We start from the raw sequence: 11,591 nt of genomic DNA, 5'->3' as shown, positions 1-11,591 counted from the left end.
ACCGCATTCAGCACGCGGAGGACGACCGCCTGCCGCTTACCGCCGGCACCGCGTAACTAACGTCCGTACCTCATACAATTAGGTGGCCTACTCGTATAGAAGGAGAAAGCGGCCCTCGTGCATAGGTATGCGCTACTTGGTGTCTTCTCTCATTCGGCCTTGGTCTCAACAGGTCAACGCGTCACCGACGATAACGAATCAACCCCAGAAGATCGGATCGCCACCATTTTCGATGTGATCGAGTAAATCCTGAATATGAAGGCTCGGATCCACAAACTGGTAGCAATGAAATTTGAGATGCCGATCCCGCCAATACAACACCCACAACCCGTTTTCTTCGTGTAATACAGGCGAGCGGTCGGAAATCGCGTCCACTTCGGGCCGAAGTCCTCCCGCCACGGCGGCCGGCATTCGCAAGTCGTCACATGGCGGGGCGCGATGTCACATTCGCCCGGATCTCATGCCGATACTGTTCCGGCACTCGACTGGCGCAATACTTCACGGCCCGCGCGACATCGAGCTCGGGAAGTCCGGTGGCAGCCATGCCCCCTCTGCGGGTCCGGATTCTCTGTCGGCCATAATCATTCACTCGCTTGTCTAAATTCTGGACGCCGATACTCGCAGATCTCGCGTACTCGGCGCACTGCTCCTCAAATTGGTGGGGACTGCCGCTGGGGGCCGTACGGGCTGCTACGGCGCCGTCAGGAGAGAACGGTTCTGGATCTGTGCAGCCAGAGTCGATGCGAGATCAATCGAGTTTCAATGATTACGAAGCGAATCGATCAATTCACTCTTCTTCATCGAGGAGTATCCGGTGAGGCCGATTTCCTTGGCGCGTTTCTTCAGTTCCGCCACAGTGCGATCTTCGTACGACTCTCCCTGGCCACCCTTTTGGCTGACGTTCTTGCGTCCGCGATTGGCTGCGGCGTTCGAGATACGGGCTGCTTTTTCCTTGGAGTCACCCTTTTCGCGTAGATCCTCGTAGAGTTCTTGGTCTTTGAGATGGGGATCGGATCCCTTGCGGGGCATGGCAGTTATTCCTCTCTGTTGTCTTGAGTACGTTCGACTATTCGATCTGTACCTCGTCAGGTTTCTTGTCCGGGCGCAGACCTCGCCACGCCGGGTGTCTGACGAGTCCTGCTGTCGTCCATTCGGTGAACGCGATCTCGCCGACCAGTTGCGGCGTTACCCACACTGCGTCCTTGCGTTCGGCGGGTTTCAATTCGGCGGAGAAGGGGCTGGTTTTGCGGGCAAGGCTGTGCAGTTTCCTGCTCAACGTCTCGAGCGTCGATTCGGTGAATCCGGTTCCAACCCGACCGATGTATCGCAGGCCGTTCTCGTCGGGAACCCCCAACAGCAATGAGCCGAGATTGTCGGCTCGTGAGCCTTTTCCTTGGCGGTAGCCGCCGACGATGACTTCCTGTGTGCGCTGGTTCTTGACCTTGATCCAGGTCCGTCCGCGCTGACCGGACAGGTACGGGGAATCGTTGCGTTTGGCGACTATGCCCTCCCAGCCCCGGCGGCGGCTCTCGCCCAGGGCGTGTTCGCCGTCGCCGCTCAGACGAGCAGGCACGGTGAGCCCGTCGCACGCGGCGGCAAGTTGGTCCAGCACGCGGCGGCGGTCGACGTATTTCTTTTTCATCAATGACGTTCCGTCGAGGAACAGGATGTCGAAGACGAAGAACTCGGCGGGGTACTTTTTTGCTGCTCGTTCTATGTCGGCCGTTCGTCTCAGACCGAGTCGATTTTGCAGAGCGGCGAAACTTGTGACGTCGTGGGCGTCGAGGGTGGCGATCTCACCATCGAGGACGGCTGTGTGTCCCTCGAGCGCCGGGCCGATCCATGCGAGGTCGGGGTAGGTGGATGTGAGGTCGAGGCCTGAACGGCTGTGAAGTTGCAATTTTCCGTCGAGCACTTCGCCGACGGCCCGAATCCCGTCCCATTTGCCCTCGAAGGACCACTCGTTTTCGGGCATGGATTGGAGATATTCAGCGGGTCGTAGGGTGGCGAGCATCGGCTTCACATCTCGGGGCGGTGCGATGTTCTTCGATGTCGGTTGCGATGTCTGGCCGCCGTTGCTCGACGGAATCGGTCGTTCGTCTGCCTTCTTGATCCTGTGCATCAACCACTGATCGGTCTTCGTGTGTATCAGTGCGTACTGTCCGCGTATCCGATCGCCGTGGAGTTCGAAGACGATTTTCTCGGCTTCCCACTTGATCGGTAGGTAACTTCCGGAATCGAAAATCTCGACGCGTCCACCTCCGTATTGGTTCTTGGGAATGGATCCGGAGAAGGTTCGGTAGTCGAGTGGGTGATCTTCGGTTTGAACGGCGAGACGATTCGGTCCCGGTTTGGCGGGGACTCCCTTCGGTACAGCCCACGAGACGAGAACCCCGTCATGTTCGAGCCGAAAGTCCCAATGCAGGTTGGTGGCGTGATGTTCCTGGATGACGAAGCTCAGGTCTCCATCGGGATTCGAAGCTTTTGTGGCGGTGGAAGGTTCGGGAATCGGCTCGGGTGTCTTGCCGTGATGTCGTTTGGATCGATAAGTGCGGAGCGAGTCCAACGACGTCGATAACAGATCCCCGTCGCTTCGATAGCGTTCGAGTACCTCGTCGAAATGCAACTGCCGCAGACTTGTCTGCTCGAGTTCGGACCATTCCCGGGGCGCCGCGACAGTCGGTTCGGCGCGGCCTCGCAGCGAGTACGGCGCCACGGTCGTCTTGGCAGCGTTGTTCTGACTCCAATCGACAAATACCTTGCCGGCACGTGCAGTCTTCGCCATCGTTGCCGTCACCAGTTCTGGCCAGTCCTTCGCGAGTTGCTTTGCGATCTTCCGGGCGAACTGTGAAGGCTCTGAGTCGAGAGTCGTGGTCAGTTCGGCGTACACGTGAATGCCTTTGCTGCCGCTGGTCACTGGATACGAGGACAGTCCTGCCGCCGTAAGTTGTTCTTGCACGGCCAATGCGACGCGGGCGCAGTCGTGCAGTCCGGCGCCGTCGCCCGGGTCGAGATCGAAGACCAACCTGGTGGTCGGGCCTGGCTTGCCATCGACGATTGTCCATTGCGGTACATGCAATTCCAGTGCGGCCAGTTGTCCCATCAAGACGAGGCCGGCGGGGGAGTCGATCAGGGGGTAGTCGATGGTGCGGTCCTTGTGCTGAATGGACAGCTGCGGAACCCATTTCGGTATCGACTCAGGTGCCTGGCGTTCGAAGAAAAAATGAGCGTCGACACCGTCCGGCCAGCGTTTCCTCGTTACGGGACGGTGCGAGAGGTGCGGCATCATCGCCGGTGTGATGTTCTTCAGGTACTCGATGACGTCACCCTTGCTCGTCCCGGTATCGGGGTAGAGCACCTTGTCGAGATGCGTGAGATTCAGTCGGTGTCCGTCGATCGTTGTTGTTGGCATCGTGGGATAGACCTCCCGGCTCGTCCTCTCTCCGGTGGAGGGAGGGAAACATGTTGTTGCGGAATCAGTCCGGTGCCTTGTCATCGGGTTCCCTCGGCGGGGTATCAGCTCGTTCGGCTGCGTTGCCCGGCGCTTCCGCTGCCTCGTGCTCGGCGGCGATGCGTTCTTCGAGGCCATCGACCAATGCAGACAGTTCGCGGTCGCGTTGAGTTGGGGCGGCTACCTCGCGGGAGGAATGTTCGTCAGCAGGATCATGTGACGGCGGTTCGTTATCTGGATCGGTTTTCGCCTTGTCGTGGAACTGTGCGCTCAATGTCATCGCCTCCTTTGATCTCTTTCTGTGACTCTACGTCTCCCACCGGACGCGGATTATTGGTGCTGGTCAGCGCCGGGGCGAAGGCGTTCGGGCAAGCGGGGCCGACGGCAAAGCAGAGATCGTAGCTCCGGTATCTGGTAGCTGCGGGGTCAGTGGTTGCAGGGGCAGGTTGTTCTCCGGGGCGTTCACTGCCGAGAGATGTTGCAGCATCACTCCTTCTCGTAGCGCCCATGGGCTTACATCCACCTCGTCGACGTCGAGTGCGAGCATCGTCTCCTCGGCCACGATTGCGCCGGCGAGTATCTGAGCCGCTCGTGGCCGCGAGATACCGCGCAGCGCTGCGCGGCGCTGCGCGGTCATTTCTGCGAGTCTTGGCACCCACGCGTGAACATCTCGACGTGCGAGTGTACGTCGTACGAAGGGACCTTTGCGTTGCGGCGGTGCCCCGGCGAGCCGAGCCAACTGTTTGAAGGTTTTCGATGTGGCCACCACCAGTTGCGGTTTTCTTTCCCACCGCAATCGATCTGCTGTCTCGCGCAGGGTAGCTCGCACATGCCGGCGCAACTCCTTGATCTGCTTGCCGGTCGGCGGATCGACTTCGAAGAATCCTCGGGTGAGTCGACCGGCTCCCAGCGGGAGTGACACTGCCAGTTCCGGTGTGGCATCGCGTCCGAGGGCGATCTCCATCGATCCCCCTCCGATGTCGATGTCGAGCAGTCTTCCCGCGCACCATCCGTACCAGCGATGGACAGCGAGATAGGTCAACCGTGCCTCCTGCAGGCCCGTGAGGTATTGCGGGCGCAGACCGCATTCGGCGGCTATGCGGTCGAGTACTGCGTCGCGGTTGAGGGCGTCCCGGATCGCGGCGGTGACGAACAGATAGATCTGATCCACCTCGTACCGGTGCGCGTCGTCCAAAATCTGTGTCACGGCACGACAGACTCTGTCAATCCCCGCTTCTTCGAGGTGTTGATCGGTGCCAATCGACTCAGCCAGTCGTGTGGCGGTCTTGATCGCATGCAACGGTAGCGGCGGCGCACCGACAGTTGCCTCGACGATCTGCAGCTGCGCGGAGTTCGACCCGATGTCGAGCACTCCAAGCCTCACCGCCATCGAGTACCCGTTCATGGCTCGGCGAACCATTGGTAGCTGCACAGTCTATCTCGCAGAACGCCGGTACCAATTCGTGCAGTCCCGCAATGTTTATCCGAAATGCTGGCGGGAAACGCAGCGAACACAGCAGTTTCAAGCGGAGTGTGCCCATGCGATTACGTCGCAGTACGCCGGACGGCCCGGGGTTAGCAAAAATGCGTAGAGGAAAGGGTTTCTCGTATTGTGATGCACAGGGCTCGCCGGTCGACGACGCGACACAGTCACGCATACGAAGTCTTGTCGTCCCACCGGCCTGGCGTTCGGTGTGGATCTGCCCCTACTCCAATGGCCACATCCAAGCAGTGGGGATCGACGCAGCCGGCCAAGCAGCAGTGCATTTACCACCCGCAATGGCGGATAGCGCGCGACGAAGAAAAGTATGATCGGGCGCTCCGCTTGGGAAGTCTCATGCCCGGTTTTCGTCGCGCGATCGACAGAGACTTGCGGGCACGGGGTGGTCGCCGAGAACGTGCCGAGGCCGCAGCGCTCTGACTCCTCGATCGTGGAGTGTATCGCGTCGGCAATGAAGAGTACGTCGAGGCGAATGGTTCTTACGGCGTAGCAACACTTTTGCGTGAGCACGTGCAATTTTCGAAGGAGACCATTGCGTTCGATTTTCCGGCAAAAAGTGGGATTCGCAGAACCCTGGTGATCACCGATGCCTCACTTGTGCGGGCATTGCGCTCCCTGCAGAAAAATGTCGATCAATCGGGGCGATTGCTTGTCTATCGCGAGGGGACTCACTCGAGCCCATTACTGCCGAGGACATCAATGCTCGTTTCAAATCGCTCGTGGGGGGAGCGCTACTCGGTGAAAGACTTGCGGACGTGGAATGCAACGGTTCTGGCCGCTGTCGCTTTTGTCGACCAAGATATCCCCCGATCCGAACGTAAACGAGCACAAGCTGTTTCGGCGGTCATGAACGAGGTGTCGACGGCACTGGGGAATACGCCGATCATGGCCAGAAAATCCTATGTCGATCCTCGTGTCGTCGAGGCTTACGGGGCTGGAGTGACGATTTCTCGCGCTGTGGGCCGTGCAGAGAAGTTGACGGATCCGGCTCAGTCGCGCACTGTGATCGAAAAAGCGGTCATTCGCATGATCAAGGCTGTCCCTAGGTGACCAGCACGATATGCGTCGGCGTGCGTAGTGTTGTACACGCAGAAAGCTTTGTAGTGCAACGGGTTTTCCGGCTTCTCAGTCAGTGACGGGCGCTACACGTTTGGCAATTGCGTCGTCGGGTAGGTAACCAACCATGACAACGAGTGCAGTTCCGACATCAACATCGACCACGGCGATTCTGCGAGTGACGGGTGTACGGGCCGTTCGCCTTTTGGCCCAACTCGCCGGACCATCTGTCATTGCCGGCGCAATTGCACGTCGTCGCACGACACTGCCGTTGTTGGAGAAAATGCAAGCCGACGCTTCTACCCCTGCGCTCATATCGCAGCTTCGCAAGGAATTCGGCCGTGGTCCGCTGTTGCTCGACCTCCCCGGCCGCCGAGTAGTGGTGATCCTCGACCGCAGAGACGCAATACGTGTCCTCGCCGAAACACCGGATCCTTTTACTCCGGCCAACCGCGAAAAGATCGCGGCTCTGAGTTCGTTTCAACCTCATGGGGTTCTGATCTCTCGCGGTCGGGTGCGCACAGCTCGTCGAGCGTTCAACGAGGCGGTCCTCGACACCAGCGAACCGCTTCACTACCTCGCCGGACCGATGACCGAGATCGTGGTCTCGGAGATGACCCAACTCAACGCTCTCGCAACGACTCGTGGATATCTCGACGCGAGCAGTTTTCTGCCGGCGTGGTGGAACCTGGTTCGATCGCTCGTACTCGGAGCGTCGGCCTGTGAAGACAACTCGGTCACCGATCAGCTGTGGACGCTGCGGTCGGAGGGTAACTGGTCGTATCTTCTTCCGCATCGCCGCGGCTTGCGGGATCGGTTCGTAGAGAACTTGTACCGTTACGCAGCAAGTGCCGAGATGCCCAGCTTGATAGCGGCGGTCAATCGGACACACGCAGAACCGTCCGTCGATCCGATTGGGCAGGTGCCGCATTGGCTGTTCGCATTCGACGCGGCAGGCATCGTCACTATCCGGGCGCTGGCACTACTCGCCACACACCCTCATCACCTACTTCGTGCACTAGAAGAAATTGGTGATACCGATCCACGAAATCCCGGTCGGTACCCTTATCTTCGGGCCTGTCTTCTCGAATCGGCACGACTGTGGCCCACCACCCCGGTCATTCTGCGTGATTCCACGGCCGCGACTGCTTGGCCGAGTGAAAACGGTGTCGCCGAGATTCCGTCCGACAGCGCGTTCATGATCTTGTCCGCGGCCTTTCATCGAGATCCAGATAGTGTGCCGTTCGCTGATACATTCACACCCGAAGCCTGGCTTGACGGCCGAGCGGACACTCAGGCTTTCATGCCGTTCAGCGCGGGACCAGCGGTGTGTCCTGGGCAGAATCTGGTTCTCTTCGTCGCTACGACAGCTCTGTCGAACCTGCTACGTGGAAACGCCTTTGAGTTGGATTCGATCCCGAATATCGCCCCGGACTCTGCCGTGCCGGCGACCTTGAATCACTACAGCCTCCGTTTTCGCACCAAGCCGCGGTAAGTACCGCTAGGCGACGCGAACGAGGTCAGCCGGTAACGAGCAACCGTGTGGATGCAACCAGGTAAATCGTCATGAGGATGAGGAGCGACCACCCTGTGCCTTGCCAAATCGGCCAAGAAAACTGGTTTTTCCACGCTCGATAGGCGCGGAACAGCGCCCAGAGTCCGCCGACCAGCAAGATAGCCGCCGGGGCAAGTACCAGAACATATCTTTCCGCATCCGTGCATGCCGAAAAAGCGTCAAGGTGGCAGGGTGTCTGTCGGTTGGCCATCCAGATGAGTGCAAGCGCCACGGCAAGTGATGCGCAGGCGATGGTTGCGCCTACGTGGATCAGGGCTGCGCGTGAGGTCGCTCTGTTGTTCCATCGCTTTTCCACGTCGTGTGCCATGTTCGCTCCATTGCTCAAATCGCCGGGTGTTCTGCTGCGCTGGTGTGGGAGCGCAACCACGCACGATGTAGACGAATATCTCGAAGTCCGTCGAGTCCCTTGAACTGGGGAATACATAATCCCTTGAAACCTAGTTGTTGAGGAGCCTTCGGCCGCGTCAAAAGAAAGCTCACCAGCGCGGGGGCGTGTGAATGCGGAGCGCCGGTCAGCGGAGCGCACCGAACTCAGATCACGGTGCGCCTTCTCCTTCTGCCACCTTCCGGCCGTGGCGGTCGGTTGGCGGGTCATGTGCGGCACCCTTCTGCCCAGGAAAATGCCGCAAGACTGGCATACCCGAAGACGGAAACCTGAACCCCGCCAGGTGACACACGCTCACGATCAAGGCGGGTGTTGGCCAATGCCGGCTTCGGGGGGCGCCACTTATCACATATCTCACTTGAAGTCAAATATCGCAACCATCAAACTCGGGCACATAAAGTCTCCGGAAACTCCGGTGCGACTCACTTCGCTCGAAGGTTGCGAGCTTACGTGCACGATTACATCATCCACCGTTTCGTTCTCAACGCCGTTTGCGTAGCGGCGCAGTGCTTTTCGTCAGGTGTTGTGCACGAGGTCCGGCTCGTTGTCGGACGTATCGGATTGGGGGTCGTTGCCGGAGGTGAGCGCGGCGAGAAATGACTCCGCCCACTTGTGAACGTCGTGTGTCAGAACTTGGTGATGCAAAGCAGTCATGCGACGACGGCCTGATGCCGAGTCTTGTTCAAGTGCAGTCATGATCACGTTCTTCACCCCATCGAGGTCATGGGGGTTCACCAGGTAGGCTTGCCGTAACTCCATTGCGGCTCCGGTGAATTCACTCAACACAAGGGCGCCGCCAAGATCCCCACGGCACGCGACGTATTCTTTTGCAACCAAGTTCATTCCGTCTCGCATCGGTGTGACAAGCATGACGTCGGCCGCTACAAAGAGGGCGACCAACTCATCGCGGGCGACAGGTTGATACAGGTAGTGCACTATCGGGTGTCCGATCTGGCCGTGGTCCCCGTTGATGTGCCCCACCTGTTCCTCGATGACGCTACGAAGGTCGATGTAGTGCTGCACGCGTTCACGGCTGGGCGTGGCCAGCTGAACCATGACGGTACGCGCTGCGTCGAGGCGACCTTCGTCGAGTAGTTCCTTGACGGCGGTGAGTCGAAGGTCGATGCCTTTGGTGTAGTCCAGTCTGTCGACTCCCAGCAAAATTTTTTCGGGATTTCCTAATTCTCTCCGAATTTCCTTGGCACGAGCGGCTATTGCGCTTCCTTTGGCCATTGCTTCGAGGGCCAGGGAATCCACGGAGATGGGAAAAGCTCCCACCTGGACGGTCCGTTCGTTGAATCTCACCTGCCCCAGTGCGCCTCTCACCCCCACGCTAGTATTCGTTGTCTCCAGCTCGAGAAGGCGACGTGCCAAAAAGAGGAAGTTGTCGGCGCCGCCAGGCAGATGAAATCCGATGAGATCAGCGCCCAGCATGCCTTCGACAATTTCCCGCCGCCACGGCAGCTGCATGAACAATTCCACCGGTGGAAAGGGGATATGTAAGAAGAATCCGATCGTCAGATCGGGACGTAGTTCGCGCAACATCTTGGGTACGAGTTGCAGTTGGTAGTCCTGTACCCACACTGTCGCTTCCGGTGCCGCACATCGCGCAGCCTCCTCTGCAAACCGGCGGTTGACAGCGCAATAGGTGTGCCACCATGATCGCTCGAAAGTCGGCGGCACCGACACGTCGTGATACAGCGGCCACAGGGTGTCATTGGAAAAACCTTCGTAGTACTCCACGATGTCAGTCGCTGACAACTCGATCGGACACAGTGTCAGGCCGTTGTCAGTGAACGGTTCAACGCGCTCGTCCGAGACCCCGGGCCAGCCTACCCACGCGCCACTTTTGGATCGTAGTATCGGTTCGAGAGCTGTCACCAATCCTCCAGGGCTGCGTTTCCACGCTGTCGTGCCATCTGGTAGGTGCTCGAGATCTACCGGAAGCCGATTGGCAACCACGACGAAGTTCGAACGACTCTCGTCATCTACGCCAATATTGTTCATGCCGGGGTTCTCTCGACGACGGTGTTGGATAGAAAGGCCACTGCGTCCGATAGGGAGCTGAAGGTACTGATCGCGGTGTCTAATCGGCATGCTTCGAGTACTCGTAGCGTGGGGTCATCGGCCGCTAATGCCCAGGTGATGTGGAGTCTTTTTGTGCGCGCGGCCAGGGTATTCAGGATGGGAACCCCAGCGGCAGGAAAGTGGGACTGGGTTAAATCGACCACGAAATTTCGAGCTTCGGCGACGATGTCTTCCAAATGTGCACACAATGCGGAGTAACCCACAGCGTCAATTTTGCCGCGAGCACAGAGTACGGCGATCCCGCCGATTTCGGGTAGAAGATCGAACGTCGCGTCCGAACGGTTCGGTACTTCGGATGGAGTATCGGACGAACATTCGGGTACCCGACCAAAGCTTGTAACAGTTGCGGTACTAGTTTTTGTCGAAACGATCATCTGAATTCCTCACGACGATGTGCGTCAGAGTGCGGCACGGAAGTAACACGCAGAGCCGTGCTCGCTTTCAACGGCTGGGTACTCAACCGTGCTCGGTTCCACATTCTACAGCACGACTTTCGTAGCTTGAAAAATGGTCACCCCGTGGGCATTTCACGAACACGACGATGATGTTTGGCATGGCACAGCGGACGCTATCAGGAATGTCGTCACGGAAAAGGGTGGCCCAGCGACTCGGGGTTGGCGCAGTTTCCGAACCGGAGGGAAGGGCTCAAACTACGAGCGCTGTTTCCACAGTGACGTACAAATCGGTTTCTCGCAACGAGCGCTCTGGGAAGGTAGCGCTGCCGGCGGGGCATTCCAACCAGTCTGCAAGCGTATCTCCGATGAAAATATCCCGGATCCTAAAGTTCCGTCCAGATCGACCAACTAAGTGTTCGTAGCAGCGATGTTGCAGAGCGCGCCATATTGGCGCTCGTAAAAGCGGGAATCGATCGAGTTGGCGCAAAAAGTGATCGGGCCTTGGCGCAGGAGAATCCGGTGTAAGAACACCTCAACTCGGTGTACCGCCACTACAACGCCCTCCGCAGACCGTTTCAGTGAATTGTTGCGGACCGCACTGGATTTGCCGGTGTTGCCAGTCGGTGTGCGGACAGATCGTGTCGACGATCCCTAGCGGGGTATGTCGGCACCGCACTGCGGCAAGTAGATCATGGCCTCTCAGGAGCGAATAATGTTGGTAGACAGGACAGTACGTTACTAGTTGGGAAAAGTGTGCGATGCCGATGTGCAGATACTGCCTGGAGAACGCTGGTTTGGCGTTGATGCAACGCAAGCCGCGAGTCGTAGTGGACGAGCTACGAAATGACGGCTTTTACTCTCTCGGTGACCCACCTGGTCGATCGTCGGTATCGATCAGGTGGGTCGTACGCATCACCGCGTCGGGGGCATGGTGATAGGAGAGGCAACTGTAGCGGACTGTGCAGGTGGGGTGGGTTGACTCGCAGAACAGGGAGCTCACCGGCGCAAGCGTGTGAATGCGGCGCGCCGGTGAGCTGGAGCGCACCGAACCTGACAACGGTGCACCTTTTCTTCTGCCACCTTCCGGCCCGTGGCGGTCGGGTGGTGGGAACAGCACGGCGACCTCACGCCCGCGAAAA

At 58.7% G+C, this 11,591-nt stretch carries 11 protein-coding genes; 3 read left to right on the top strand and 8 right to left on the bottom strand.

Features of this window, described 5'->3' with window-relative positions; all coding sequences use genetic code 11:
* Positions 1–198 precede the first annotated feature (198 nt).
* From V2B23_RS29005 to V2B23_RS28985, 5 genes are all read right to left on the bottom strand, one after another.
* A complete protein-coding gene (locus V2B23_RS29005; RefSeq protein ID WP_430953411.1) occupies positions 199–411 on the bottom strand; it encodes a DUF3024 domain-containing protein in 213 nt (70 codons plus the stop codon).
* Positions 412–759: 348 nt separating this feature from the next.
* A complete protein-coding gene (locus tag V2B23_RS29000; RefSeq protein WP_430953410.1) occupies positions 760–1,029 on the bottom strand; it encodes a DUF7218 family protein in 270 nt (89 codons plus the stop codon).
* Positions 1,030–1,066: 37 nt separating this feature from the next.
* Positions 1,067–3,412 (bottom strand): ATP-dependent DNA ligase, encoded by a 2,346-nt coding sequence (locus V2B23_RS28995; protein WP_430953409.1) that lies wholly within the window; start codon positions 3,410–3,412, stop codon positions 1,067–1,069.
* Between the two features lie 64 nt (positions 3,413–3,476).
* The gene (locus tag V2B23_RS28990) at positions 3,477–3,731 is read right to left on the bottom strand and encodes a hypothetical protein (RefSeq protein WP_430953408.1); all 255 of its coding nucleotides are present in this window, start codon (positions 3,729–3,731) and stop codon (positions 3,477–3,479) included.
* A gap of 63 nt (positions 3,732–3,794) precedes the next feature.
* Positions 3,795–4,856 carry a Ppx/GppA phosphatase family protein gene (locus V2B23_RS28985; protein ID WP_430953407.1) on the bottom strand — a complete coding sequence of 354 codons (1,062 nt, stop codon included), beginning with the start codon at positions 4,854–4,856 and terminating at the stop codon, positions 3,795–3,797.
* Positions 4,857–4,927: 71 nt separating this feature from the next.
* Between V2B23_RS28985 and V2B23_RS28980 the strand changes: the two genes are divergently transcribed.
* The 3 genes from V2B23_RS28980 (at position 4,928) to V2B23_RS28970 (ending at position 7,503) form a co-directional block, all read left to right on the top strand.
* Positions 4,928–5,263: a hypothetical protein gene (locus V2B23_RS28980; RefSeq protein ID WP_430953406.1), complete on the top strand. Its 336-nt coding sequence runs from the start codon at positions 4,928–4,930 to the stop codon at positions 5,261–5,263.
* A 124-nt stretch (positions 5,264–5,387) separates the two neighbouring features.
* Positions 5,388–6,002: a hypothetical protein gene (locus tag V2B23_RS28975; protein ID WP_430953405.1), complete on the top strand. Its 615-nt coding sequence runs from the start codon at positions 5,388–5,390 to the stop codon at positions 6,000–6,002.
* 133 nt (positions 6,003–6,135) lie between these two features.
* The gene (locus tag V2B23_RS28970; RefSeq protein ID WP_430953404.1) at positions 6,136–7,503 is read left to right on the top strand and encodes a cytochrome P450; all 1,368 of its coding nucleotides are present in this window, start codon (positions 6,136–6,138) and stop codon (positions 7,501–7,503) included.
* Positions 7,504–7,528: 25 nt separating this feature from the next.
* Here V2B23_RS28970 and V2B23_RS28965 read toward each other — a convergent pair whose 3' ends face one another.
* From V2B23_RS28965 to V2B23_RS28955, 3 genes are all read right to left on the bottom strand, one after another.
* A complete protein-coding gene (locus tag V2B23_RS28965; RefSeq protein ID WP_430953403.1) occupies positions 7,529–7,891 on the bottom strand; it encodes a hypothetical protein in 363 nt (120 codons plus the stop codon).
* Positions 7,892–8,485: 594 nt separating this feature from the next.
* Positions 8,486–9,976 (bottom strand): alpha,alpha-trehalose-phosphate synthase (UDP-forming), encoded by a 1,491-nt coding sequence (locus tag V2B23_RS28960; protein WP_430953402.1) that lies wholly within the window; start codon positions 9,974–9,976, stop codon positions 8,486–8,488.
* The gene (locus tag V2B23_RS28955; protein ID WP_430953401.1) at positions 9,973–10,431 is read right to left on the bottom strand and encodes an STAS domain-containing protein; all 459 of its coding nucleotides are present in this window, start codon (positions 10,429–10,431) and stop codon (positions 9,973–9,975) included. The genes V2B23_RS28960 and V2B23_RS28955 overlap by 4 nt, the downstream gene beginning before the upstream one ends.
* Positions 10,432–11,591: the final 1,160 nt, after the last annotated feature.

Source organism: Rhodococcus sp. 24CO (assembly GCF_050586165.1).
In the GTDB taxonomy this organism is placed as follows: domain Bacteria; phylum Actinomycetota; class Actinomycetes; order Mycobacteriales; family Mycobacteriaceae; genus Rhodococcus_F.
This window is presented reverse-complemented; position numbering and strand designations above follow the sequence as displayed.